This is a genomic window from Nonomuraea rubra (genome assembly GCF_014207985.1).
In the GTDB taxonomy this organism is placed as follows: domain Bacteria; phylum Actinomycetota; class Actinomycetes; order Streptosporangiales; family Streptosporangiaceae; genus Nonomuraea; species Nonomuraea rubra.
On sequence record NZ_JACHMI010000001.1, the window covers coordinates 4,239,989 to 4,265,712 of the forward strand.

General features: G+C 72.3%; 23 protein-coding genes. 15 read left to right on the top strand and 8 right to left on the bottom strand.

Features of this window, described 5'->3' with window-relative positions; all coding sequences use genetic code 11:
* The first annotated feature begins 70 nt into the window (after positions 1–70).
* Genes HD593_RS19335 through HD593_RS19360 form a run of 6 tightly spaced genes read left to right on the top strand, consistent with a single transcriptional unit; the run spans position 71 to position 8,312 of the window.
* On the top strand, positions 71–1,762 hold the full coding sequence (locus HD593_RS19335; protein ID WP_185103468.1) for a S1 family peptidase: 1,692 nt from the start codon (positions 71–73) through the stop codon (positions 1,760–1,762).
* Positions 1,743–3,974, top strand: coding sequence for a tetratricopeptide repeat protein (locus HD593_RS19340; RefSeq protein WP_185103469.1), 2,232 nt, complete (start codon positions 1,743–1,745; stop codon positions 3,972–3,974). Before HD593_RS19335 ends, HD593_RS19340 begins: the two co-directional genes overlap by 20 nt.
* Positions 3,975–3,998: 24 nt before the next feature.
* The gene (locus HD593_RS19345; RefSeq protein ID WP_185103470.1) at positions 3,999–5,435 is read left to right on the top strand and encodes a VWA domain-containing protein; all 1,437 of its coding nucleotides are present in this window, start codon (positions 3,999–4,001) and stop codon (positions 5,433–5,435) included.
* Positions 5,405–6,604 carry a hypothetical protein gene (locus HD593_RS19350; protein WP_185103471.1) on the top strand — a complete coding sequence of 400 codons (1,200 nt, stop codon included), beginning with the start codon at positions 5,405–5,407 and terminating at the stop codon, positions 6,602–6,604. Before HD593_RS19345 ends, HD593_RS19350 begins: the two co-directional genes overlap by 31 nt.
* Positions 6,601–7,944, top strand: a complete 1,344-nt coding sequence (locus HD593_RS19355; protein WP_185103472.1) for an ABC transporter substrate-binding protein — start codon at positions 6,601–6,603, stop codon at positions 7,942–7,944. Before HD593_RS19350 ends, HD593_RS19355 begins: the two co-directional genes overlap by 4 nt.
* Complete coding sequence (locus HD593_RS19360; protein WP_221524833.1) at positions 7,941–8,312, top strand: CU044_2847 family protein; 372 nt, start codon at positions 7,941–7,943, stop codon at positions 8,310–8,312. The genes HD593_RS19355 and HD593_RS19360 overlap by 4 nt, the downstream gene beginning before the upstream one ends.
* Here HD593_RS19360 and HD593_RS19365 read toward each other — a convergent pair.
* On the bottom strand, positions 8,269–10,023 hold the full coding sequence (locus tag HD593_RS19365; protein ID WP_185103473.1) for a glycoside hydrolase family 15 protein: 1,755 nt from the start codon (positions 10,021–10,023) through the stop codon (positions 8,269–8,271). The genes HD593_RS19360 and HD593_RS19365 overlap by 44 nt on opposite strands.
* Positions 10,024–10,102: 79 nt before the next feature.
* Positions 10,103–10,705: a membrane protein YczE gene (yczE, locus tag HD593_RS19370; RefSeq protein WP_185103474.1), complete on the bottom strand. Its 603-nt coding sequence runs from the start codon at positions 10,703–10,705 to the stop codon at positions 10,103–10,105.
* Positions 10,706–10,776: 71 nt separating this feature from the next.
* Between yczE and yczR the strand changes: the two genes are divergently transcribed.
* Positions 10,777–12,198: a MocR-like transcription factor YczR gene (yczR, locus tag HD593_RS19375; RefSeq protein ID WP_246546650.1), complete on the top strand. Its 1,422-nt coding sequence runs from the start codon at positions 10,777–10,779 to the stop codon at positions 12,196–12,198.
* 3 nt (positions 12,199–12,201) lie between these two features.
* Here the strand turns inward: yczR and HD593_RS64385 are convergent, their stop codons facing one another.
* Both HD593_RS64385 and HD593_RS19385 read right to left on the bottom strand, forming a co-directional pair.
* Positions 12,202–12,810 (bottom strand): trimeric intracellular cation channel family protein, encoded by a 609-nt coding sequence (locus tag HD593_RS64385; RefSeq protein ID WP_185103476.1) that lies wholly within the window; start codon positions 12,808–12,810, stop codon positions 12,202–12,204.
* 11 nt (positions 12,811–12,821) lie between these two features.
* The gene (locus HD593_RS19385) at positions 12,822–14,294 is read right to left on the bottom strand and encodes a peptide MFS transporter (RefSeq protein ID WP_221524834.1); all 1,473 of its coding nucleotides are present in this window, start codon (positions 14,292–14,294) and stop codon (positions 12,822–12,824) included.
* Positions 14,295–14,426: 132 nt separating this feature from the next.
* On the opposite strand from HD593_RS19385, the gene HD593_RS19390 reads away from it, so the two are divergent.
* The 3 genes from HD593_RS19390 to HD593_RS19400 all read left to right on the top strand — a co-directional run bounded on the left by HD593_RS19390 (position 14,427) and on the right by HD593_RS19400 (position 18,436).
* Positions 14,427–16,268, top strand: a complete 1,842-nt coding sequence (locus HD593_RS19390) for an AMP-dependent synthetase/ligase (protein WP_185103478.1) — start codon at positions 14,427–14,429, stop codon at positions 16,266–16,268.
* Between the two features lie 67 nt (positions 16,269–16,335).
* Positions 16,336–17,790, top strand: a complete 1,455-nt coding sequence (locus tag HD593_RS19395) for a hypothetical protein (protein WP_185103479.1) — start codon at positions 16,336–16,338, stop codon at positions 17,788–17,790.
* Between the two features lie 157 nt (positions 17,791–17,947).
* Positions 17,948–18,436: a hypothetical protein gene (locus HD593_RS19400; protein WP_185103480.1), complete on the top strand. Its 489-nt coding sequence runs from the start codon at positions 17,948–17,950 to the stop codon at positions 18,434–18,436.
* Between the two features lie 63 nt (positions 18,437–18,499).
* Here the strand turns inward: HD593_RS19400 and HD593_RS19405 are convergent, their stop codons facing one another.
* Complete coding sequence (locus HD593_RS19405) at positions 18,500–19,147, bottom strand: NAD(P)-dependent oxidoreductase (RefSeq protein WP_185103481.1); 648 nt, start codon at positions 19,145–19,147, stop codon at positions 18,500–18,502.
* A gap of 110 nt (positions 19,148–19,257) precedes the next feature.
* Between HD593_RS19405 and HD593_RS19410 the strand changes: the two genes are divergently transcribed.
* The 3 genes from HD593_RS19410 (at position 19,258) to HD593_RS19420 (ending at position 21,197) form a co-directional block, all read left to right on the top strand.
* A complete protein-coding gene (locus HD593_RS19410) occupies positions 19,258–19,623 on the top strand; it encodes a winged helix-turn-helix transcriptional regulator (protein ID WP_185103482.1) in 366 nt (121 codons plus the stop codon).
* Between the two features lie 159 nt (positions 19,624–19,782).
* Positions 19,783–20,772: a GTP 3',8-cyclase MoaA gene (moaA, locus tag HD593_RS19415; RefSeq protein WP_185103483.1), complete on the top strand. Its 990-nt coding sequence runs from the start codon at positions 19,783–19,785 to the stop codon at positions 20,770–20,772.
* A 167-nt stretch (positions 20,773–20,939) separates the two neighbouring features.
* Entirely contained in the window at positions 20,940–21,197 is a 258-nt protein-coding gene (locus HD593_RS19420) for a DUF6457 domain-containing protein (protein ID WP_185103484.1), read from the top strand.
* A gap of 301 nt (positions 21,198–21,498) precedes the next feature.
* Here the strand turns inward: HD593_RS19420 and HD593_RS19425 are convergent, their stop codons facing one another.
* Positions 21,499–21,813, bottom strand: coding sequence for a DUF3099 domain-containing protein (locus tag HD593_RS19425; RefSeq protein ID WP_185103485.1), 315 nt, complete (start codon positions 21,811–21,813; stop codon positions 21,499–21,501).
* Positions 21,814–21,912: 99 nt separating this feature from the next.
* On the opposite strand from HD593_RS19425, the gene HD593_RS19430 reads away from it, so the two are divergent.
* A complete protein-coding gene (locus HD593_RS19430) occupies positions 21,913–22,125 on the top strand; it encodes a dodecin (protein ID WP_185103486.1) in 213 nt (70 codons plus the stop codon).
* Between the two features lie 80 nt (positions 22,126–22,205).
* On the top strand, positions 22,206–22,799 hold the full coding sequence (locus tag HD593_RS19435) for an arsenate reductase/protein-tyrosine-phosphatase family protein (protein WP_185103487.1): 594 nt from the start codon (positions 22,206–22,208) through the stop codon (positions 22,797–22,799).
* A gap of 46 nt (positions 22,800–22,845) precedes the next feature.
* Here HD593_RS19435 and HD593_RS19440 read toward each other — a convergent pair whose 3' ends face one another.
* Together HD593_RS19440 and HD593_RS19445 are read right to left on the bottom strand one after the other, a co-directional pair.
* Positions 22,846–24,207: a metallopeptidase TldD-related protein gene (locus HD593_RS19440; RefSeq protein WP_185111970.1), complete on the bottom strand. Its 1,362-nt coding sequence runs from the start codon at positions 24,205–24,207 to the stop codon at positions 22,846–22,848.
* Between the two features lie 14 nt (positions 24,208–24,221).
* Positions 24,222–25,715 carry a TldD/PmbA family protein gene (locus HD593_RS19445; protein WP_185103488.1) on the bottom strand — a complete coding sequence of 498 codons (1,494 nt, stop codon included), beginning with the start codon at positions 25,713–25,715 and terminating at the stop codon, positions 24,222–24,224.
* Between the last annotated feature and the right edge of the window lie 9 nt (positions 25,716–25,724).

Below are 25,724 nucleotides of genomic sequence, written 5' to 3' on the forward strand. Positions count from 1 at the left end.
CCCCCTCTCCGATGCTCTAGTGTCGTAATGTGACGGTGCGAAGACTGCCAGTGATCGGGAAAGGTCGCGTGTGGGCGGAGTGTTCATCCACGACCGCGCCGGCCGTCACCGCCGCACGCTGATGTCCGGGCCGCCGCTGCCGGGCCGCGCCACCGAGCCGTGGCGGGTGCGCATCCGCGACACCGCCGGAAACATCCGTGGCGCGGGCGTGTCGCTCACCGACGGATACGTGCTCACCTGCGCCCACGTGCTCGACGGCACCGGGGGAGAGGTCGTCGTCGACTTCGTCGCCCTCGGCGATCCCGTGTCGCTGCCCGCGCGGGTCAGGCCCGAGCTGTTCGTCGGCCCCGACGAGGCGGGGTGCGGCGACGTGGCGCTCATCGAGCTCGACCGCCACCAGCCGGGCGGCCTCGACGCGACCCTGCGCAGGACCGCCCTGGGCTGGCCCCGCGAGGTGCGGGTGTTCGGCTTCCCCGGCGACGTGCCGTACGGCGTGCACACCAGGGCCACCCTCGCGGGCCAGAGCGGGCCGCACGGCGAGTGGCTGCAGATGAACGGCCTCGGCCCGCACGAGCCGCGGGTGCGGGCCGGCTTCAGCGGCGCCGGCGTCGTCGACGCCGAGACCGGCGACGTGCTCGGCATCGTGGTCGGCGAGTACACCGGCGAGGCCGTCGCCATGTCGTGGATGATCCCGGTCGAGACCATCGTCAGCCACCTGCCGATGGCCCTGCGCTGGGTGACCGGCGAGTCGTACGCGGACGAGTCGTTCGCCGAGCCGAGCCGGCCCGGCGCGGACCAGGCCGGCATCACCCGGCGCGCCATCGACTGGCTGAACAAGCGCGACACCGGCGACACCCTGCTGGTCGTCCTCGGCCGGGACGCCGAGGCGATCAGGTGGATCACCGCGGTGTCCGGCCGCGAGCAGCGCAGCGGCATCACGCCTGCCCCGGGCGAGCCCGTTCCGGTCCCCGGGAGCATCGACGTCGCCGTCGACGCCTCGCGCAGGAGCCCGGACGACGTCGCGCGGCGCATCCTCGTCCGGGCCGGCATCCGCCTGGACGGCGAGGTCCCTCCGGCCGCGCGGATCAGGGCGGGCGTGCCGCCGATGACCATCGTGATGCACGGCATCGACGAGGCCGAGCGGCCCGGGGAGCTGCTGGAGGGCGTGCTGCGGCCGCTGGCCGAGAACGGCAGCAGGCTGGTGCTCGTGTTCCGCTCGGAGTCCTCGACCCACCTCCGCACGGTGCGGTCCTGGCCCGTGGGCACGCCCGCCTACCGCGTCGAACGGCTCGCCGAGCGGCTCGCCGACCTCCAGGCGCTGGAGCAGCGCGTCCTCGGCCTGCTCGCCAAGGTGGTCGACCGTACCCCGGCCGACTGGCGGCACGGCAGGCTCGCCGGGGAGCTGAAGCGGCTGCGCGCCGGGCTGCCGGACGCGGACGAGGAGCTCCGCCGGTTACTGGAGAGGTGCGAGCGCGCGACGGCGCGCGCGTCGCGCACGTTCGCCTCGCACGAGAAACGGCTGCTGCGGATGAAGGCCGAACGCGACCGCCTGCGCGGCCTCCTCGGAGCGTACCACGCGACGGCCGGCGGCGCCGGGCTCGCCGAGGATCTCGGGCTCGCCCCGCTGTACGAGGCGGCGTACCAGGCGCTGTGGCGGTTCCCGACCGACCTCGCCGCGGCCGGCGGGGCGGTGGAGGCCTACCAGCGGGCGATCTGGCGGGCACTCGGCATGGGGAGCACCGGTGACGGCGACCTGCTGTGAGCGGCCGGGCTGCGACGGAGTGATCGAGGCGACCGGCTTCTGCGGCACCTGCGGGCGCCTCCCGCACCCGGAGGGGCCGCCCGCCCCGCCGTCCGCCGTCCCGCAGGCGCCGTCCGCTCCCGCTCGCGTCTGGGCCCTGCCGGTCTTCGACTTCCCCGACCCGCGCACCAGGATCCTGGCCGACCCGCACTTCCCCGAGCGGGACCGCCGTTGCGCCAGGTGCGAGCACCCGGTGGGACGCGCCCGCCAGGGGCGGCCCGCGCTCGCCTCCGGCTACTGCCCGTCCTGCGGGCACCGGTTCTCGTTCCTGCCCGGCCTCAAGGACGGTGACCTGGTCGCCGGCCGGTACGAGGTGATCGGCTGTTTCGCCCGTGGCGGCTTCGGCTGGGTCTACCTCGCCAGGGACCGCCACCTCGACAGCCTCGTGGTGCTCAAGGGCATGATCGACGAGGCCCAGGCGCCGATGGCCGACGCCGAGCGGCGCGCCCTCATCATGCTGGACCATCCCAACATCGTGCGGATCCGCGACTTCGTCGCCCACCCGGACGCCCACACGAAGCAGTCCCGCGAGTACATCGTGATGTCGTACGTCGACGGCCCGGTGCTCAACGACATCAGGAAGGAGTCCGCCCGGGGAGCCCTGCCGCTGGGCGAGGCGCTGCGGGCCGAGCACGTCGCCGTCTGCGGGGTGCGCATCCTGGCCGCGCTCGGCCACCTGCACGGTCTCGGGCTGCTGTACTGCGACATGAAGCCGGAGAACGTGATCCTCCAGCCTGGGCAGCGCGGCGAGGAGGAGGCGAGCCGGGTCAAGCTCATCGACCTGGGCGCCGTGCACAAGATGGGCGACCGCGACCACCGGGTCATCGGCACGCAGGGTTACCAGGTCGGGCCCGAGGAGCTCAAGGAGCGCGGCGCGACCGTGCAGTCGGACCTGCACACCGTGGCCGTCACCCTGACGCGCCTGCTCGACGTGACCGCCGACAAGATGAACCGCCGGCCCGGGGACGACCGGGTCGAGGTGGGCCTGGAGTCCTTCCGCCGGCTGCTGGCCCGCGCCGGGCACCACGACCCCGACCGCAGGTTCGCCTCGGCCGCCCAGATGTCCGAGCAGCTCGAAGGGGTGTACCGGGAGATCTCCGCGCTGCGGGACGGCACGCCCCACCCGCACCCGTCCACCCTGTTCGCGCCCACCGCCGGGCTCCTCGACGCGGGGCTCAGCGTCGTGCCGCCGCTGGAGCGGTGGATCCGCGGAGGCTGGAGCCCCGAGCTCCCGCCCCCGCTGGACCTCGGGTCGCCGAACCCGATCGTGGCCGCGCTCGGGCTGCCCGTCCCGCTGGCGGACCCGGACGACCCGGCGGCGGTCATCCTGGCCGCCCTCGACGACCGCGACCCGGGCAGGCTGCTCGACACGAGGTTCCCCGACGGCGGCGACACGGCCGAGATCCGGTTCGCGCGCTGCCGTGCCCACCTGGAGGTGGGCGACCTCGACGGCATGGACGCCGACCTGGAGCGGGCCGCCGAGCTGCTGGGAGAGACGGCCACCCGCGACTGGCGGGTGCGCTGGCACCACGGCCTGCGGGCCCTGGCCACCGGCGAGTTCGCCGCGGCCGAGCGGGAGTTCGGCGCCGTCTACGACGCGGTGCCCGGCGAGGAGGCGCCCAAGGTGGCGCTGGGCTACTGCGCCGAGGCCGCCGGCCAGGCCGGCCGCGCCGAGCGGTACTACCAGGCCGTCTGGTGCCGGGACCACCGGCAGGCCTCGGCCGGGTTCGGGCTGGCGAGGATCCGGCTGTCACGCGGTGACAGGGCCGGCGCGATGGAGGTGCTGGACGGCATCCCGCCCGCGTCCCGGCACTCCGACGTGGCCGGCGTCGCCCGCGTGCTCACGCTGTCCGGGCGCCTGGGCGGCTCGCTGCCCGATGCCCGCCTGCTGTCCAGGGCCGCCGGCCGGCTGGCCGACGCGTACGTGGACGACGACGCCCGCGACCGGCTGACCACGGTCATCCAGGAGGCGGCCTTCGCCCGGATCCGCGCCGACGGCGGCCCCCTGCCCGCCGACGGCGGCGCGGTCTTCGGCCGGCACCCGGACGAGCACACGCTGCGCCTGCGGCTGGAACGGTCCTACTTCGCGCTGGCCGAGCAGGCCAGGGACGCCGGCTCCCGCTGCGCCCTGGTCGACCGCGCGCACGCGATCCGCCCGATGACGATCCTCTGAGCAGAGAACGAGGTGCCCCCCGCCATGGATCCCACGACCGGGTTCACCCTGAGGGCCGGTCAGATGAAGTACGTGTCCAGAGACGCCCGCGAGACGCACGCGATCATCGAGGTCACCGCCGGCGGAACGTTCCAGGAGGCGGAGGCCGCCGAGGTGATCGTGCTCGACTGCTCCGACTCGATGAACCTCCCCTGGACCAAGCTCGCCCAGGCCCGCAAGGCGGGCGCCGCGGCGATCGAGGCCCTGCGCGACGGAGTCCGCTTCGGCCTGATCGCGGGCAACCACGAGGCCCGGATGATCTACCCGGAGGACGAGCGGCTGGTCGCCGCCACGCGCGAGACGAAGGACGAGGCCAAGCAGGCCGTACGCCGGCTGATCGCCAGCGGCGCGACCTCCATGGGCGCCTGGCTGCGGCTGGCCGACACGTTGCTGGCGGCCCACCCGGACGCCGTACGGCACCTCGTGCTGCTGACCGACGGCCGGAACCTGCCCGCCTACCGGCAGGACCTCGACGACGCCCTCACCCGCTGCCGGGGCAGGTTCGACTGCCACGGCCTGGGCCTCGGCGACGACTACGACCCGGGCGAGCTGCAGCGCGTCGTGTCCGCGCTGCGCGGATCCGCCGAGGCGGTCCAGCACGGCTCCGACCTCGCCAGGATGGCCGCGGAGCTGGTACGCCGCTCGATGAGCAGGCGGGTGCCCGGCGTGTGGATCCGGATCAGGACGACCCGCGTCGCCCGGGTGAGCGAGGTGCGGCAGGAATTCCCCGCGAAGGCGGACCTGACCGGGCTCGGCAGGCGGATCGCCCCGAACGTCATGAGCTACTCCACCGGCGCCTGGGAACAGGGCGAGACCCGCCACTTCCACCTCCGGCTCCGCCTGGACCTCGCGCACCTCCCGCCGGGCGAGGACGTGCTCGCCGCCCAGGTGGCGGTGGCGGACGCGGAAGCCGGCGGCCACGGCGAACCCGTGGCGGTGGCCGGCGGCCACGGCGAGCCCGTGGCGGTCCTCGTGCACCGCACCGACGACAGCGCGCTGTCCAGCGTCCTGGACCCCGAGGTGGATCACTACCTGCGCCACCACGAGCTGGCCAAGGCCACCACCGCGGGGTGGGAGGCCTACAACGAGGGAAACGGCGACCTGGCCGCGCGGCAGTGGGGCCGGGCCGTCGCCCTGGCCGCGGGGCTCGGCGACCGAGTGCAGCTCGAAGCGCTCGGACGGCTCGTGCACGTCGTCGGCGATCCCGCGGAGGGCGTGGTCCGCATCCGGCCGGACCTGCAGCGACGGGACATCTCCCGGTCCGTCTTCGCCTCCCACCAACCCCCTCGCCCGCCCCGGGCGGCGGCGCCGAGCCCGTCGTCGGAAGGCGTTTCCGGACGCATCTGCGGTCGCGGGCACCCGTCCCCGCCGGACGCCCGGTTCTGCGAAGAGTGCGGCTACACCTGGAGCGGGAGCGCATGACGGGCGCCGCCGAGCGCGCCCGGACCGCGCCGGCCATCGCCGGCGCGCGGCTGCGCCGCACCATCCGGGGCCCCTCCAGGGGCACCACCCACGCGACGCTGCTGAAACTGCTGACCGGGCTCCTGTCCGTCACGGCCCTGTCGTGCGTGACCGGCTTGCTGGTGTTCCCGTCGCGGCTCGGCGCGGCCGAGGCGGCACGCAGGAGCACCGCCCCGGCCATCGTCGAGATCGTCACCGCGCGGGCGGCGCTCGTCCGTGCCGACAGGGCCGCGATCCTCAGCCTCAGCTCGGGGGCCGAGCTCGTCGGTCCCGGCGAGAAGTACCGGAACGAGATCGCGGTCGCCGGGCAGAGCCTCACCCGGGCCGCCGGGCACAACGCGGCGGGCACCAAAGGCGTCGGCCACCTCCAGGTCATCACCGGGCTCCTGGTCACCTACGCGGGGCTGATCGAGGAGGCCGACGCGCACTTCCGGCAGGAGGACGGCCGCAGGCTCGGTGCCGTCCACCTGTGGAGCGCCTCGCGCCTGCTGCACGACCGCGACAGCGGCCTCCTGGCGCGGATCGACGACCTCCTCGATGCGCACGACGCCGAGCTGGCCGAACAGCTCGGGCGCGGCGCTATGACGCCGGTGGCCGTCGCGGCGCTGACCGTGCCGCTCGTCCTGCTCGCGGGGCTGCTCGTGGTCACCCACCGGTTCTTCCGCCGCCGGTTCCGGCGCAGGACGAACCCCTGGCTGCTCCTCGCCGCGGGGCTGCTGGGGGCGCTGGCGTGGGCCTCCGCCCACCTCGTCGCCTCGCAGCAGGAGTACGCACCCGTGGGCGACACGTTGCGCGGCCTCATCCACACCGCATCGGCGCAGACCGTCGAATCGCACTACACGGGGCGGCTGGCCCTGCGCGACCTGCTGGGCCAGACACTCTGCGTCGGCGCCGGCCCGTGCGGTCACACCGTTCGCCAGGCCATCGACCAGGCCGGGAAGCTGACCTGCCGCCAACCGTGCTCGGACTGGATCCAGCCGATGGAGTGGACCAGGACGATGGTGCGGAAGGCCGGGGACGAGGACACCGGCCCGCACCTCCTGATCTACGCCCTCGACGGTCTCATCGCCGGGGCCGTCTTCCTCGGATTCCGTGACCGGCTCAACGAGTACAAGTACAGGCGGAAATGACCATTTCACGACTGGGCCGCGCCGCCCTGGCCATCGCGGTGGCGCTGTCGCCGGCGGCCGCCTGTTCGCGGCAGAACCCGAAGGGCGAGGTGACCGTCCTCGCACTCTGGACCGGCAGCGAGAAGGCGGCGTTCACCGAGGTCCTCGAAGCGTTCAAGGGACGGACCGGGATCGTGCCCGTCTACCAGGACACCCGTGCGCTGCCCCAGGTCCTGCAGGCAGAGGTGGAGACGGGCAACCCGCCGGACGTGGCGATCATGGCGAGCGCCGGTGAGTTCGCCGAGTACGCACGTGACGGCAAGCTGGTGAAGCTGGACGGGTTGGTCGGCGAGCATCGCCGGGCCTTTAAGGAGCACTGGCTGCTGCCCATGGGAGAGGGGCGTGACCGGCACGTCTACGCGGTTCCCTACAAGGTGAGCTTCAAGAGCGCCATCTGGTACCGCCCCGGCCGGACGCCCGAGCCGCCGCGGGAGAACTGGGACCGGCTCGTGTCCTACACGACCTCCCAGGCCGGCGCCGGGATCACCCCCTGGTGCATGGGCATGGGCGACGCGCCGAGCTCCGGCGGGACGGGCACCGACGCGATCGAGGACATCCTGCTCCACAGGTCGCCCGAGGTGTACGAGAAATGGGCGACGGGGCGGCAGAGCTGGAGCTCACCCGAGGTCAGGGACGCCTGGGAGACCTGGCACGAGGTGTTCGTCGAGCACGCCTACGGCGGACCGCGGGCCGCGCTGTCGACGGACTTCCAGGACGGGGGACGCCCGATGTTCGCCGACCCACCCGGTTGCCTCCTGGAACACCAGGGCTCCTTCATCGTGGAGTTCTACGAGCAGTACCGGGGTCTTCCCAACGGCGCGCCGCGAGCCGGCGCGGACTTCGACTTCTTCCCCTTCCCCCCGTTCGACCCGTCCGGGGACACGGCCGGCCAGCCGTGGCTGGGCGCGATCGATCTGGCCGTGATGTTCAACGACACCCCGCAGGCGCGCGAGCTCATCCGGTTCCTGGCCACGCGGGACGCACAGCTCATCTGGCCCAGCGACCCGCACCGGGGCGGCGGCGCGATCATGGCGAACGAGACCGTCGACGCCGCCGCGTACGGGGACCCGATCAGCAGGAAGATCGCCGGCATCGTCCACTCCGACCGGCCCATGTGCTTCGACGCCTCCGACGCCATGCCGCCCGCCATGCGCAACGCGTTCTCCCGGGCCGTCCTCGAATACCTGAACGACCCCGGCCGCCTGACGGGCCTGCTGGACAAGCTCGACGCCATTCACGCGGGCATCCCGCAAACGGCATGGCTGGACCTGCCGTGCGGAGACAAGGAGACACAGGAATGAGTGCCCTGTTCAGCTTCCACCTCGACCAGGGCGGCTCGGTCGTGGTCGAGCTCCCCGAGCCGCCCGGGGTCAGCCGGGCATCCTCCTGGAAGGAACGCGTCGTCGAGGACACCCGGCTGTCGTTCGAGAAGGCTCTGGCGAACGTCCGCGACGCCGCGAGTGCCGCGCTCGCCCAGTTCCAGGAGATGAGCCGGCGCCCCGACGAGGTGGAGCTCAAGTTCGGCGTGAAGCTCGACGCCAAGGCCGGGGCGGTCATCGCGCAGACCGGGCTGGAGGGCCAGTTCGAGGTGACGCTCAGGTGGCAGGCGACGCCTGACGACACCGCTACGACAGGGCTCGGGCCGCGTGCACCAGGGGAACGTGGCTGAAGGCCTGGGGGAAGTTGCCGACCAGCCGCCCGTAGCGGGGGTCGTACTCCTCGGCCAGCAACCCCACGTCGTTGCGCAGCGACAGCAGCCGCTCGAACAGGTCCTTGGCCTCCTCCTTGCGCCCCTGCATCGCCATGACCTCCACCAGCCAGAAGCTGCACGCCAGGAACGCGCCCTCGCCGCCCTGCAGCCCGTCCACGTCGTTGTCCTCGGCGATCGGGTAGCGCAGCACGAACCCGTCGGACATGAGCTCCTTCTCGATGGCCGCCACCGTGCCGGTCACCCGCGGGTCGTCGACCGGCAGGAAGCCGACCATGGGGATCATCAGCAGCGCCGCGTCAAGCTCGGACGAGCCGTACGACTGGGTGAAGGTGTTGCGCTGCGCGTCGAAGCCCTTGTCGCAGATCTCCGCGTGGATGACGTCGCGCAGCGTCCGCCACTTGTCCACCGGCCCGGTACGGCCGAAGTGCTCGACGTACTTGACGGCCCGGTCGAGCGCCGCCCAGCACATCACCTTGGAGTGCACGAAGTGCCTGCGCGGGCCGCGCACCTCCCACAGGCCCTCGTCCGGCTCGTCCCAGTGGTCCTCCACGTAGTCGAGGAGCTGCCGCTGGATGGTCCACGCCCGGTCGTCGGCGGACAGGCCGCGGGTGCGCGAGACGAACAGGCAGTTCATCACCTCGCCGTAGACGTCGAGCTGGAGCTGCTTGACCGCCTCGTTGCCGATGCGCACCGGGCGGGAGTCCTCGTAGCCGTCGAGCCAGTCGAGGCGCAGCTCGGGCAGGCGGCGCTCGCCCGCGACGCCGTACATGATCTGGAGGTCCTGCGGGCGGCCGGCGATCGCGCGCAGCAGCCAGGCGCGCCAGTCGCCCGCCTCCTCCAGGTAGCCGGAGCTGATCAGCGCGTCGAGCGTCAGCGTGGCGTCGCGCAGCCAGCAGAAGCGGTAGTCCCAGTTGCGCACCCCGCCGAGGTCCTCGGGCAGGGACGTGGTGGGCGCGGCGACGATGCCGCCCGTCGGCGCGTACGTCAGGCCCTTCAGCGTGATCAGCGACCGCACCACGGCCTCGCGGTACGGGCCGGAGTAGGTGCACTTGCCCACCCACTCCTCCCAGAACGCCTGGGTCTCGTCGAGCTGGCTGTGGCAGTCGATCTGCGGCGGCATCGGCTCGTGCGAGGGATGCCAGGTGAACACGAAGGGCAGCCGGTCGCCCTCGTTCACGGTGAACGTGGCCCGGTGGGCGTAGTCGCCGCCCTTGAGCGGCACGGGGGAGTGCAGCCACACGGAGTCGGGCCCGCCGATGGCCTGCAGGTGGCCGTTGGAGCGGCGGACCCACGGCACGATGCGGCCGTAGTCGAAGCGGACGCGGAGCTGCGTGGAGACCTGGACGGAGCCGGACACGCCCTCGACGATGCGTACGACGTCGGGATTGCGGTCACGCGGCGGCATGAAGTCCGTCACGCGGACGGTGCCCGTCGGGGTGTCCCACTCGCTCTCCAGGATGAGCGTGTCGGGGCGGTAGCGCCGCCGGGTGGCGGGTTGCCTGCCGGTGGGCCCGAGCCACCAGTGCCCGTTGCGTTCGCTGCCGAGCAGGGCCGCGAAGCACGACGGCGAGTCGAACCTGGGCAGGCAGAGCCAGTCGATCGAGCCGTCCCGCCCCACCAGCGCGGCGGACTGCATGTCTCCGATCAGCGCGTAATCCTCGATCCGCATGCCTAGACGCTACTCGGAGAAGGGGTGATCCCGTGGCCGGGTCGATCATGTCGCGTCATGTCCGCCCCGGGCCACGGGATCACGTCAGAGGGAACCAGCGGGTGAACACCTGCGTCAACGGCCCGATCGCCAGCGCGAACACCACGGTGCCCACGCCCACGGTGCCGCCCAGCAGCCAGCCCGCGGCCAGCACGGCGACCTCGATGGACAGGCGGGACAGCCGTACCGACATGCCGAGCCGCACCAGCCCCGTCATGATGCCGTCGCGGGGGCCGGGGCCCAGGCCGGCGCCGATGTAGAGCAGCGTGGACAGCGCGATGACGACCACGCCCATGACGAGGTAGAAGGACTGGAACGCCAGGTGGTCCGCCGTGGGCAGCAGGAAGATCGCGGCGTCCGCGAACGGGCCGACGAGCAGCACGTTGCTGATCGTGCCGAGCCCGGGCTTCTGCTTCATCGGGATCCAGAGCAGCATCACCAGCGCGCCCACCGCGAGGATGACGGTGCCGATCGACAGGCCGGTGCGCAGGGCGGCGCCCTCGTGCAGGACGTTCCACGGGGCGTTGCCGAGGCCGGACTCCAACTGCAGGGCGATGCCGAGCCCGTACAGGGCCAGGCCGCCGTAGAGGCGGACGAGGCGGGCGGGCAGTGAACTCGGCAGCGGGACGGTTGATTCGCTCATGATGGCCCCAGATTGGCACCTTCCGATTTGCCAAAACAGGGCCAATCTCGAAAAGTGGCCTTATGCGGCACATGTCAGCCATGCAGGTGGCCCGGCTCCTCGACGTCGACCCGGCGGCGCGCCCCTACTACCGAGCCCTGGCCGACTCCGTCCGCGCGCTCGTCATGGACGGCCAGATCCCCGTCCGCGTGCGCATGCCCGCCGAGCGCCACCTTGCCGAGACGCTCAAGGTCAGCCGCACCACCGTCACCGCCGCCTACGACCTGCTGCGCGAGGGCGGCTACCTGGAGAGCCGGCAGGGCTCGGGCAGCTGGACCGCCCTGCCCGACCCGGCCGTCTGGCCCGACAACCCGTGGCTCGGCACCGACCGCGACGGCCTCATCCAGCTCCACACCGCCGCTCCCGCCGCCCCCGCGGCCCTGCTCGCCGCCATGACGGAGGCGATGGAGGACCTGCCCAGGCACGGCATGGGCAACGGCTACGACCCCATGGGCCTGCCGTCGCTCAGGGAGCGGATCGCCGCCCGCTACACCGCCAGGGGAGTGGCCACCAGGCCGGAGCAGATCGTCGTCACCACCGGCGCCCAGCACGCCATCCACCTGGTCATGGGCCTGCTGGCCGGCCCGGGCGACCCGGTGATCGTGGAGTCGCCGACGTACCCGCACGCCATCGACGCCGCCCGGCAGCGCGGCGCCCGCCTCGTCCCGGTCGGCGTCTCCCACGACGGCTGGCAGCCCGACCTCGTCGCCGGCGCCATGTGCCAGTCGGGCGCGCGCCTGGCCTACCTCATGCCCGACTTCCAGAACCCGACGGGCGCCCTCATGGAGAACCCCGTCCGCGCCGCCGTCGCCGGCGCCGCCCGCCGCGCCGGCACGCTGCTGGTGGTGGACGAGACCTGGTCGGAGCTGGCGCTGGACGAGGTGCCCGCCACCTCGCCGATGGCGGCCTTCGACAGCGACAACCGCGTCATCAGCATCGGCTCCGCCTCCAAGCTGTGGTGGGGCGGGCTGCGCATCGGCTGGATCCGCGCCACGGCCGCCCTGGCCCGGCGGCTCACCACGTTCCGCTCGTCGGTGGACATCGCCAGCCCGGTGCTGGAGCAGCTCGTCGTGGCGCGGCTGTTCGACCGGCTGGAGGAGACCCGCGCCGAGCGCCGCCGTACGCTGCGCGCCTCACGCGACACCCTGGCCGCGGAGCTGCGCGCCCACCTGCCCGAGTGGTCGTTCGAGCGGCCGCGCGGCGGCGGCGCCCTCTGGGTCCGCCTGGACGGCGCCGGCTCCACCCCGCTCGCGGAGGCCGCGCTCTCCCATGGCGTACGCCTCGCGCCCGGCCCCTGGTTCGGCCTGGAAGGCACCCTCGAGGGTTACCTGCGCCTGCCGTACACGCAGTCGCCCAGCCTGCTCGCGGACGCCGTCACCCGCCTGCGCGCCGCCCGCGACCACGGCCCCACCGGCGCCCCGCGCCCGTCGGACCAGCTCATCGCGATGGTGTGAGGGTCATTCGCCGAGGCCCTTGGCCAGCGGCGCGCGCCACTTGTAGCGCATGGCCGCGATCCGCAGCCCGAACGCCAGCAGCGCCGCCGCGAGCGTGGCCGGCCAGCCGTGCAGCCCGTGGTACGACAGCCCCGCCATCACGGCCGACCCCAGCAGCGCGGGCAGCGCGTAGAGCTGGCGGTCGTACAGCAGCGTGGGGATCTCCCCGGACAGCATGTCGCGCAGCATGCCGCCGCCGACGGCCGTCGTGACCCCCAGGAGTGCCGCGTGCAGCGGGCTGAGCCCGTACTCCATGGCCTTCTCCGTGCCGACCGCGCAGAACAGGCCGAGGCCGGCCGCGTCCAGCACCAGGATCGCCGGCATCACGCGGGCCACGTGCGGATGCCAGAAGAAGACGATCACCGTCGCGGCCACCGGCACCAGCACGTACCCGAGGCTCTGGAAGGCGATCGGCCGCACGTTCAGGATGAGGTCGCGCAGGACGCCTCCGCCGAGCGCGGTGATCTCGGCCAGCACCGCCATCCCGACCACGTCGAGCCGCTTGCGCACGCCCATGAGCGCGCCCGACAGTGCGAAGACGAAGATGCCGGCGAGGTCGAGAAGTTCAGACACGTTCGGAATGTTTACCGTATGGCGGGTTCGTGGTGCTCGGCCATCATCACCCGCAGCTTCCGCGTGAACATGAACAGCGCCAGCCCGGCCACGATCGCCATCGCCGCCAGTACCAGGTAGTACATCGGCTCCGACATCACCCGGCCGAGCCGCCCCGTCTGCCCGCCGACCGCGTCGCCCACCGACACCGCGATGAACCAGATTCCGAGCATCTGCCCCTTGAACGCCTCGGGTGCCAGCTTCGTCGTCACCGACAGCCCGACCGGGCTCAGCGACAGCTCGCCGAACACCTGGATCAGGTAGACCAGCACCAGCCACCACACCGAGACCCGCCCCGCCCCGGCCAGCCCCGCGGCCACGGCCATCACCACGAAGCTCAGCCCCACCATGACCAGCGCGAACCCGAACTTCTGCGGCGTGCTCACCCGCGTGCCCAGCTTCACCCACAGTGCCGCGAACACCGGCACGAAGATCATGATGAACAGCGGGTTGAACGACTGCGTCGTGGCCTGGTTGATCCTGATGCCGAACAGCGACAGGTCGGTGTGGTCCTGGGCGAAGAACAGCAGCTTGCTCGGCGCCAGGTCGTAGATCATCCAGAAGACGGCCGCCGCCACGAACAGCCAGATGTAGGCCTTCATCCGGATCCGCTCGTCCTCGGTCAGGTCGTGGCTGCCGAACATGATGTAACCGAAGTACGCCACCGGCACGATGAGGATGACCAGCGTGAGCGCGACCGTGAACCGGTCGATCGTGAGCGTGCCGCTCGCCGCCCATGCGCCCAGCAGGACCGCGATCAGCACCACGCCGAGGACCACGAGCCGGCCGAAGTGGCGCCGCTCGCGCCGTGACAGCCGCAGGCCGGGGCGCTCGCCGACGCCGCGCAGGCTCCTGCCGCCCAGCACGTACTGCAGCAGTCCCAGCGCCATGCCGACCGCCGCCGCGCTGAAGCCCAGGTGCCACCGGTCGCCCTCGGCCAGCCAGCCCACCACCAGGGGCGCGAAGAAGGCGCCGAGGTTGATGCCCAGGTAGAACAGCGAGAACCCGGCGTCCCTGCGCCCGTCGTCGCCCTCGGGGTAGAGCCGGCCGACCATGACCGAGATGTTCGGCTTGAGCAGGCCGGTGCCGATGATGATCAGCAGCAGCCCCAGCCAGACGAAGAACGCCGACCGCACCGGGATCGCCATGCTGATGTGCCCCAGCATGATGACGAACCCGCCCCAGAACACCGACCTGCGCGCCCCCAGGATGCGGTCCGCGATCCACCCGCCCGGCAGCGCCACCAGGTAGATGAGCGCCCCGTAGACGCCCACCACCGCCTGGGACGTCTCCTGCGACAGCCCGAGACCCGCGTGCGCCGGCGAGGCCGCCATGAACGTGGCCAGGATCGCCCGCAGGCCGTACCAGGAGAACCGCTCCCACATCTCGGTGCCGAACAGCGTCGCCAGGCCCCACGGATGCCCGAAGAACGTCCTGTCGCTCATCCACGCCCCCATACTCTCCGCGCCGTGCTGATCACTTTACGTGACGTTGCGCGCAGGCTCTTGCCGCTGCTGCGGGGGTGTGGTGCGATGCAGGCCAATCATGCAAGTGATTACTGACTGGAGGCGGGTGCCATGGGCGAGGTCCTCGAGGTCCGGGCCGAGATCGAGCGGCAGATCGCCGGCCGTACCGTGTGTGAGCAGCTCCGGCTGGCGGCCGAACAACATCACGACGCACCCGCCTACTCCGACCCCGACGGGGAGGGCTGGAGCACCCTCAGCTACGGGCAGGCCCGCGAGCGGGTCCTGGAGATCGCGGCCGCGTTCGTCGCGCTCGGGCTGGAGCCCGGCGAGTCCGTGGCCCTCATGATGGTCAACCGCAGCGAGCACGTCCTGGCCGATCTCGGCGCGGTGCACGCGGGCGGCGTCGGCTGCACGGTCTACTCGACGTTCGCGCCCGACCAGATCGCCTTCGTGGCCGACAACGTGGGCGCCAGGTACGCGGTGCTCGGCGGCCCCGCCGACCTGGCCCGCTGGGAGCCGGTGCTCGACCGGCTGGACGGCCTGCGCAGGATCATCATGCTGGACGGGGCGCCGGCCGGCGACCGGTTCATGAGCTGGGCGGACTTCCTCGCCCTCGGCCGCGAGCGCCTGGCCGCCGACCCCGGCCAGGTCGAGGCGCGCTGGCGGGCCGTCACCCCTGACGACGTCGCCACCGTCCTCTACACCTCGGGCACCACCGGCACCCCCAAGGGCGTGCCGCTCACCCACACGAACATCTTCTACGAGGTCGCCGCCACCGACCGCCTCACCTCGCTGCCCGTGCGCGGCACCCAGATCTCCTACCTCACCTACGCGCACATCGCCGAGCGCATCCTCAGCCTCTACCTGCCCCTGGTCAAGGTCTCCCACGTGCACTTCTGCACCGACCTGGCCAATCTGGGCGCCACGCTCGGGCAGGTCAGGCCGATGATGTTCTTCGGCGTGCCGCGGGTGTGGGAGAAGATGATGGCCCGCCTGCTCGCCGTGCTCGCCACCCAGCCCGAGGAGCAGCAGGCCGCCGTACGCGAGGCCATGGCCGCCGGCGCCGCCTACGTCGAGGCCGGCCAGTACGGCCGCACGATCACCCCGGAGATCCAGGCCGCCTACGAGAAGGCCGACGCCTCGCTCCTGTCCGTCATCCGCGGCATGATCGGTTTCGACCGCGCCGAGTGGACCGCCACCGGCGCCGCGCCGCTGCCCGACGAGGTGCAGCACTTCTACGCCGGCCTCGGGCTCAAGGTCATCGACGTGTACGGCATGACGGAGACGACCGGCGCCTTCACCGGCAACAGCCCCGCCTGCTATCGCCTGGGCACCGTCGGCAGGGCCGAGCCCGGCGTCGAGATCCGCATCGCGGATGACGGCGAGATCCTGACCCGCAGCCCGCTCAACACCGCCGGCTACCTCAACCGCCCCGAGGCCACCGCCGAGCTCGTCGACGCCGACGGCTGGCTGCACACCGGCGACATCGGCACGGTCGACGACGACGGCTTCTACCGGGTCGTGGACCGCAAGAAGGAGCTGATCATCACCGCGGGCGGCGAGAACATCTCCCCCGCCGAGATCGAGAACCACCTCAAGCAGCACAACCTCATCGGCCAGGCCCTCGCCTACGGCGACAACCGGCCGCACCCGGTGGCCGTGCTGACGCTGGACGCCGAGGTGGCGCCGGGCTGGGCGCAGGCGCGCGGCATCACGTTCGGCTCGCTGGCGGAGCTGGCCGAGCACCCCGACGTGCTGGCGGAGGTGGACGCGGCCGTGACGGCGGCCAACGCCAAGCTGGCCAGGGTGCAGCAGGTCAAGAAGTGGGCGCTGCTCGGCGTGGAGTGGACGGCCGAGACCGAGGAGCTCACCCCCAGCCTGAAGCTGAAGCGGCGGATCATCCACACCAAGTACGCCGACATCATCGAGGGGCTCTACGGCGAGCCGGGCTGAGGCTTTTGCCATTCGGGGCGTGTGTTGTGGTCATGTCCATTACCGGACGGTTCCTACCGTCTCGATCATGACCAGAAGTGTTCTTCTCGTCTCGCTCGCGGCGGGGGCGCTCACGGTGCCCGCACCTGCTGCCTCCGCCGCGATCGAGCCCGCCATCCGCGCCATCACCGTACGTCCAGCGGCTCCCGTGGTGGGGGCGCAGGGGTCCGTCCGCCTGGTGATCGATGTGATCGCCAGGGGGGTGGTGCGCGGCAAGGACGGTGTGACCGTCAAGGTCGAGCCAGGCGCCCCGCCCGCCCATGCTCCGGAGCCCCGCCCCATCGCGGTGGCCCCACCGGCGGGCTCACCCGCCCACCCACCCGCCCACCCGCCCGCTCACCCACCCGCCCAGCAACCCGCTCAGCCCGGCCAGCAGCCCGCCCAGCAACCCGGCCACGCACCCGCGCAGCCGCCCGCCCAAGCCCCGGCCCAGGACCCGATCCAGGCGCCGGTCCAGGCCCCGGATCAGGCGCCCGCCCAGCAGCCCGGCAAGGCGCCGGTCCAGGCGCCCGCGCAGCAGCCCGGCAAGGCGCACGCCCAGCCGGACCACGGGGCCCTGGCGCCCGCCCAGCAGCCGGGCAAGGCGCTCGACCTGCTACCCGCGCAAGGCCCGGCCGTGATGCCCGGCAAGGCGCCGGCAGCCCAATCCCCGGCCCTCAACCCGGCACACGCATCGGCACACGCATCGGCACAGTCGTCGGCACAGTCGCCGGCACACGCGTCGGCGCAGGTGCCGGCGGCGTCACCCGCCGGCGTCGCGGGACCCGCGCCCAGCCCCGCCGCCGGCACAGCACCTCACCACGGCACGGCGCCTCAGGACGACGCGGAGCAGGCCCTGCCACCCGGCACCGAACCCCTGGAGGACCGCTACCCGGCCCTGCCCGGCCCGCAGCCCGCCCCGGCCGCCGAGCCCGTCGCTCCCAAGGACGGCGTCACCGGCGCGAACCGCCCGCTGCTCCCTCCCCGCCTGGTGTGGCGCCTGGCCCAGGGATCCCCCCTGGCCGCCGCCGGGGGAGCGGCGCGGATGACGGACGACTGGCAGACCTGGCGCTTCCTGCCGGACAAGAAACTGAACCGCTTCTACCCGGCGGGCACCTGGACGATCACCGCCACCGCCAAGGGCGCGAACGGCCGGACGATCACCCAGTACGCGTCGTTCGAGCTCAAGCGCGAGACCAGGCTGACCGCCGTACGGGCCGAGAAGGCGGCCCGCGCGGACGGCGTACGGCTGCGCGGCTCGCTGACCCGCGTGGACCCGCGCGGCCTCACGGACTACGGCCCGTTCGCCAAGCAGCGCCTGGAGCTCCTCTGGCGCCCCGACGCGTCCTCGGAATGGCAGGCGGTGGGCCAGGTGACGACGGACGCGGCCGGCGCGTTCGTCGGCACGGTCCAGGGACGTACGGACGGCCACTGGCGCGTTCGCTATCCCGGAACCGGGCACTACGCATCAGATCTCTCAAAATCACGACAAATAGCGCAATAAGCCACATAAGGCAATCGCGCCAAACGCTTCAGCCGCCCGCCGTTGCCGAACTGTGATCAACTTTGTCGCAACTTTTCCTTACCCTTACGCGTCATTGGCATTTGACGTGCCCGCTTGGGCGCGTCCTTTCGGACGGGGAAGGATTTCTGTTTTGAAGATGCGACGTCTAGCCGCCGGCCTGGCGGCTGCGGCCCTGGGCGCGACCGTGGTGGCCACCGCCGCCTCGCCCGCGCTCGCGGACGACCCGGGCCTCGACCCGGATGTCGCCGGCGGCTACACCAGCCTCAAGCTCGACGTGAACCCCGAGCCCGCCTGGCGGGGCAAGCCCCTCGACATCGAGGGCAAGCTCTCCGTGCAGTGCGACGAGGACTACATCAGCGGTTTCGTCTCGGTGCACCACGCCGACTACTGCAAGAAGCAGGAGCGCTGGCACCGCCTGGCGTACAAGCGGATCGTGATCCTCTTCCAGGCGGACCGCAGCGGCCGCTGGGAGCACGTGGACACCGTCCGCACCAGCGGCAAGGGCTACTTCGGCCTGCGCGTGCCCGCCCGGGAGTCGGGCACGTGGCGCGCCGTCTTCGAGGGCAGCAGGCACCTGGCCCCCTCGGAGGGCAAGGACTGGGTGAAGGTCGTCGGCCGTCACTGACGCGTTGACACCTCGGACGCCCGGCCGGACCGGCCGGGCGTCCGCCATGCCGGGGCGAGGCGATCAGTAGGAGACGGCCACCTGGACCCGCCGGTGCGCGGCGGTCTCCGCCTCGTCCACGAGCGCCACGGCCAGGTCCGCGTACGAGAACACCGGATCCCCCTCCCTCGCCTCCGGCACCCGCCCGTCCCCGAACCGGTACCGTCCCGTCCTGGCGGCCTCCGCGTCCAGGAAGACGGGCGGCGGCGCGATCACCACCCAGTCGAGCGCCGACGCCTCCAGCAGCTCCAGCTCGGCCGCGTGCCCCATCGAGAACGCCCGCGCGTCGGCGGGGAACCCGGGAGTGTCGGCGAGCCGCACGCCGGGCGAGACCTCCAGCAGGCTCCCGATGCCGAGCGCCACCAGCCGCGGCACTCCCGCCCGCCCCAGCCCGTCCACCAGCGCCCGCGTGGCGGCGGTGTAGAACTCCTCCGACGGCACGTCCAGCCGCGCCGACACCTGAAGCGCCACGTCGTGCCCCGCCGCCACCGAGGCCACGCTGCCGCCGTCGGTGACGTCCCCCGCGACCACCTTCACCCGCGCGCCGCCCAGTTGCGGGTACCTGCCGGGATCCCGCACCACGGCCGTCACCTCGTGCCCGCGCCCGGCCGCCTCCGCGACCACCCGCACCCCGGCCCGCCCGCCGGCCCCGAACACCACGATCCTGCTCACCGCTGCCTCCACCACTGCGCAGACCGGCGGCCGGTCCTTCCGGCCGCCCTGCGCAGACGGTAGAGGGCGGGACGTCGCTTTCCGCAACGATAGTCACCTACGCTGGCGGGATGGCCGAGCCTCTCGATCCGGACCTGTTCACCGGCTGCCCGCCGGTCGCCGCGCCGATCCGCATCGGCGACAAATGGACCGCCAAGATCATCCGCTGCCTGGAGCCGGGGCCGCGCCGCTTCACCGAGCTCCAGACCCCGCTGCGCGGCATCACCCCCAAGGTGCTCACCGAGTCCCTGCGCGCCATGGAGCGCGACGGCCTGCTCACCCGCACCGCCTACGACGAGATCCCGCCGCGCGTCGAGTACGAGCTCACCGAGCTCGGCCGCAGCCTCATCGAGCCGATGAACGCGGGCTGCGAGTGGTCCCGCAAGCACCTGTCCGAGCTCATGCGCGCCCGCGACGCCTGGTACGCCTCCTCCTGACCCCGGCGACACGCCCGCCCTGACGCCCCCTCCGGACGCGGACCCGGAATCGATCTAGGGAAGAATGTGTTGTCGTGCGGTGAAGTGGCGGATTTTGGGGGCCGGCCGACACCCGTCGTAGTCTGGCCCTCTGGGTGTGCGAACAGGAGGTGACGCCCCATGTTGCGAGACTCGTTCGGACGGGTGGCGACGGATCTGCGGGTGTCCCTCACGGACAAGTGCAATCTGCGCTGTACGTACTGCATGCCGCCCGAGGGGCTCGACTGGCTGCCGAGCGCCAAGCTCCTGACGGCCGACGAGATCGTCCGCCTGGTGACGATCGGCGTCGAGCGCCTGGGCATCACCGAGGTGCGCTACACCGGCGGCGAGCCCCTGCTCAGGCGCGAGCTGGTCGACATCGTCGGCCGCACCACCACGCTGACCCCCGAGCCCCAGATCTCCCTGACCACGAACGGCATCGGCCTGGCCCGCCTCGCGGAGCCGCTCGCCGCCGCGGGGCTGCACCGGGTGAACGTCTCCCTCGACACCCTCGACCCCGCCACGTTCAAGCGGCTCGCGCACCGCGACAGGCATGCCGACGTGATCGCCGGGCTGGCCGCCGCCGACGCCGCGGGCCTGCGCCCCGTCAAGGTGAACGCCGTGCTGATGCGCGGCGTCAACGACCACGAGGCCGTCCCGCTGCTGCGCTGGTGCCTGGAGCAGGGGTACGAGCTGCGCTTCATCGAGCAGATGCCGCTCGACGCACAGCACGGCTGGAGCCGTGAGGACATGGTCACCGCCGACGAGATCCTCAAGCTCCTGTCGGCCTCCTTCGACCTGACCCCCGACGACCTGGAGGAGCGCGGCAGCGCCCCGGCCGAGCGGTTCCTCGTGGACGGCGGCCCCGCCAGGGTCGGGGTGATCGGCTCGGTGACGCGGCCGTTCTGCGGCGCGTGCGATCGGGTCAGGCTGACCGCCGACGGCCAGATCCGCAACTGCCTGTTCGCCACCGAGGAGTCCGACCTGAAGACGCCGATGCGCGACGGCGCCTCCGACGAGGAGCTGGCCGCGCGGTGGATGGCGGCGGTGTCCCGCAAGCGGGCGGGCCACGGCATCGACGACCCGGCGTTCCTGCAGCCGTCCCGCCCCATGTCCGCCATCGGCGGCTGAGAGGCCCCGCTGACGGGCCCCTCCGACGGGCCCTTCCGACGGGCCCCTTCGACGGGCCCGGGGAGATTCACCCGCTCGTTCCGGGTAGGCCAGGCGGTGGACGCCGCGCCCGGGCGTCCGTGATCCCGCCACGACAGACGACCACGCATCACCTGGAGGAGGCTCGCATGCACGTGCTCAACGAATGGACCGCGCTGGCCTGCAAGGAGCTGGGGATCGACCCGGCGACCGTGGACCGCGACCAGATCCTCGACCTGACCAAGGAGGTCGCCCACGGCGTCGCCAGGCCGGCCGCGCCGCTGACGGCGTACCTACTCGGCCTCGCCCAGGGGGCAGGCACCGCGCCCGAGGACGCCGTGGCACGCCTGACCACATTGGCGAAAAACTGGGCGGAAGCGACCACTGAGACGCTGACAGACGGCTGACACTCGAACGAACTCTTGAAGTCAAGCTCGCCCAACCTGAAGATTACCTGTGAATAACGAGTCGGGGCCGAGTGTAAACGATTTCGGGAAAGCCGCCCTATCCAACTGAGGGGGCGGCGCACACTGATCGAAAGTGGCCGGGAAAAGGGCGACGCCGGGTGGTTACGGGGGCAAACCACCCGGCGTCGCTTCATCGGCGTTCCGACGGGGGCCCGGAACGCCGGCACCAGCACTCCGACGGGGGACCGGAGCGCTTGGCTAAAGCGTACACCTACAACCCGTGGGATGCGTCAAGACTTAGTCACGACCCGATCTCGCGTCGATGCAGCGGTATCTCGGTTTGGTTAGCCTCAGGGGACTGAAAGGTAGGCGGAGGGGCATCGTTGGACCTCTCATTGGCCCCGATTACCGCTATGTATGGCAAAAAGACCGCGGCAGCGATGAACAGCAGCCGGTACGGCCACGGCACCGGCACCACGACCGCCAGGATCAGGCAGATCGTGCGGATCCCCATCTTGATGAGGTAGCTGATCTCACGCTTACGGATGTCCGCGGTCAGCGACGGCCGGGCGTCGGTGACCTGGTGGACGGCTGGTTTCCTGCGCCACCCCTTCATACCTTCCAAGGTAGCCCCAGGGGGACGCGGTGGCGACGGCAGCCCGGCGCGGGTGCGGGGGTCATGCGATCATGGCCTTCGAGTAAGGAGGATGTGGAGATGACGGATCGCACGTACCGGGTCACCGAGATCGTCGGCACCTCAGGGGAGAGCGTCGACCAGGCCATCCGCAACGGCATCAGGAGGGCCTCGCAGACGCTGCGGCACCTCGACTGGTTCGAGGTGACGGAGGTTCGCGGGCACATCGACGCGGGGGAGATCGCGCACTACCAGGTCGGCATGAAGGTGGGCTTCCGCCTCGAGGACTCCTGAGGCCGCCGGGGTGCGGCGAGCGCCGCACCCACCGGCTCCTGAGCGGTTAGATTGGGCTTGACCCACGGGGAGCGCAGACGATGGCCATTCCTCCCGCCGCGAGCGACGCGGCACCCGGACGAGGTGAGTTCCGCCTCCTGCTGGTCTGCACGGCCAACATCTGCCGCTCCGCCATGGCCGAGGTGATCGCCCAGGCGATGCTCCACTCCGCGGCCCTGCCCGTGGTCACGGGCAGCGCGGGGGTCGCGGCGATGGCCGGCCACCCCATGGCCCCGCACGCGATCACCGCCCTCGACCGGCTCGGCCTGAACGGCAGGGCCCACCGCGCCAGGCTGCTGGACCCCGGCCTGGTCGCCTCGTCCGACCTGCTGCTCACCATGGAGGACGGGCACCGCGCCGTCGCCGTCCACCTCGACCCGCGGGCGGCGGCCAAGACGTTCACGCTGCCCGAGTTCGCCCAGCTGGCGGCGGGCGCGGGCCAGCGCCGCTACCGCTCCGACACGGTGGATCGGGCCAGGGCGATCGTCCGGTCGGCGGCCGAGCGCCGCGCCGGGCGGCGCCCGCTGGAGGTGTACGACCCGTACGGCGGCCCGCCGGAGGGCTACGAGGCGTGCGCCAAGACGCTCGGAGAGTCCCTCAGCCACGCCCTGGCCGCCCTCCTGGGCCCCCGCTGACCCCTGAGGGCCCGCGAGCCCGGAGAACGGCGCACAGCCGGGCGGGTCAGCTCGCCTGGCTCACCGTGGACATGTTGAAGTCCGGCACCCGCACCGCCGGCATGATCGTCCGCTGGAAGTAGTCGTTCCACTCGCGCGGCAGCGTCTGCCCGCTCCCGCCCACCTCCGCCAGCCGCCCCAGCAGGTCGACCGGGCTCTCGTTGAACCGGAAGTTGTTCACCTCGCCCACGACCTCGCCGTGCTCCACCAGGTACACCCCGTCGCGGGTCAGCCCCGTCAGCAGCAGCGTCTGCGGGTCCACCTCGCGGATGTACCACAGGCAGGTCACCAGCAGCCCCCGCCGCGTGGAGGCGATCATCTCCTCCAGCGAGGGCGCGGGCCCGCCCGCCGGCCCGGTCATGATGAGGTTGTCGACGCCGGGCGTCACCGGCAGCCCGCTCAGCTCGGCCGAGTAGCGGGTCTGCAGCAGCGCCTCCAGCCGCCCGTCCCTGATCCAGTCGGTCCGCCCCAGCGGCAGCCCGTTGTCGAACACCGAGCTGTCCCTGCTGGAGGCGTGCGCGGTCACGAACGGCGCGCACGCGACGCCCGCCGCCCCCGGATCGCTCGACAGCGTGACGGGCAGCGTGGCGAGCTGCTCGCCCACGCGGGTGCCCCCGCCCGGCCTGGCGAACACCGAGCGCCCGTCGAGCGCGTTCCGCGCCCCCGACGACCAGAACATGTAGATCATCAGGTCGGCCACCGCGCTCGGCGGCAGCAGCGTCTCGTACCGGCCCGCCGGCAGGTCCACCCGCGTCTTGGCCCACTCCAGCCGCTGCGCCAGCGAGGAGCCGAGCGCCGCCACGTCCACGTCGGTGAAGTCGCGCGTGGCCACGCCCGTCCACGCGGACCGCTTCAGGTCGCCGGACTTGGCGTTCAGCTCCAGCCGGCCGGTCGGCTGGTCGTGCCGCAGCCGCACGCCCGTGGACGTGCCGAGGAACGTCGAGGTCAGCGAGTGCTCCGCGAACCCGTACAGCTTCCTGCCGCCCGCCTCCGCCGCCGCGAACGCCTCGCCCAGCGCCGGCGCGAACCCCTCGAACACCCCGATGTCGGTCGGCCGCACCTCATCGCCCCAGTGCACCGAGGCGGGGCCCGCCTCGACGAGCGCGCGGGCGTCCTCGGCGGGCTGCGCGTCGCGGGCCGCCGCTTCGGCCGCCGCCACCACGTCGGCGAGCTGGTCGGCGCGTACGGCCGTCCGCGACACCACCCCCACGCCCTGCCCCGCGATCGAGATCACGGTCAGCCGGGCGGAGCGGGCGACGCCGTTCGTGGTCAGCGTGTTGCCCGCGAACCGCAGGTTCGCCGTGGAGTCCTCGTCCACGAGCACCACGCAGCCGTCGTTGCGGGAGAGCCCCAGAGCCCTCTCCACCATCTCCTGAGGAGTAGTCACTTCCCGCCCTCCTGCACGGTGTTGAGGATCCGCACGCCCCTGAACAGCGCCGACGGGCACCCGTGGCTGACCGGCGCGACCTGCCCGGGCTGCCCCTTGCCGCAGTTGAAGGCGCCGCCCAGCACGTACGTCTCCGGTCCGCCGACCGCCTCCATCGACTGCCAGAAGTCCGTCGTGGTCGCCTGGTAGGCGAAGTCCCTGACCTGCCCGTCCAGCTTCCCGCGGGAGATCCTGTAGGCCCGCTGGCCGGTGAACTGGAAATTGTAACGTTGCATGTCGATCGACCAGCTCTTGTCACCCACGATGTAGAGGCCGCGCTCCACGCCCGCGATCAGCTCCTCCGTCGAGGGCCCGCCGGGCGCCGCCGCCAGCGACACGTTCGCCATGCGCTGGATCGGCATGTGGCCGGGCGAGTCGGCGAACGCGCACCCGTTGGACCGCCCCAGCCCCTTCATCAGCGCCATCCGCCGGTCGAGCTGGTAGCCCACCAGGATGCCGTCCCTGACGATGTCGAAGCTCTGGCCGCGCACGCCCTCGTCGTCGTACCCGATCGTGGCCAGGCCGTGGGTGACGGTGCGGTCGCCCGTCACGTTCATCACCGGCGAGCCGTAGACCAGCTCCCCGAGCTGGTCGAACGTGGCGAAGCTGGTGCCCGCGTACGCCGCCTCGTAGCCCAGCGCCCGGTCCAGCTCGGTGGCGTGGCCGATCGACTCGTGGATCGTCAGCCACAGGTTGGACCGGTCGATCACCAGGTCGTAGTCGCCCGCCTCGACCGACGGCGCGGCCAGCTTCTCCGCCAGCAGCTCCGGCAGCCTGGTCAGCTCGCCCTGCCAGTCCCAGCCCGTGCCGGTCAGGTACTCGTAGCCGCGGCCGACCGGCGGCGCGATCGTCGACATGTCGTCGAAGCCGCCCTCCGCCGCCTTCATCGCGTTGAGCTTCGGATGCACCCGGACCCGCTGCTGCGTGGTCACCGTGCCGGCCGTGTCGGCGTAGAACTTCTGCTCCTTGACCTGCAGCAGCCGTGCCGACACGTGGTCGGCGCCCTTGAGCAGCCCGGCCGACCACTCCGCCAGCAGCCCCACCTTGTCGGCCGCGGGCACCTCGAACGGGTCCACGTCGTACGCCGACACCCACACGGCGCCGGCGTGCACCGGCTCGGCGGCCAGCTCGATGGGCTCCCTGTTGATCGGGGCGCTCACCTCCGCCACCCGCACCGCCTGCTCGGCCACCACGGCGGCGGCCTCGGGCGTCAGGTGGATGCCGGCGGCGAACCCCCAGGTGCCGTCCTTGACGACCCGGACGGCGTAGCCCAGGTCGTCGGCGTCCACGGCGCCTTCGAGGCGGGTGTCGTAGAGGCTCAGCGCCTCAGATCTGACGCGTTCGAGCCGGAAGTCGGCGTGTTGCGCGCCGAGCTCGCGCGCGCGTTGCAGGGCGGCGTCCGCGAGCTGCCGCAGCGGCAGCTCCAGGAAATCGGGGTCGATCTGGCGCATGTCCACGAT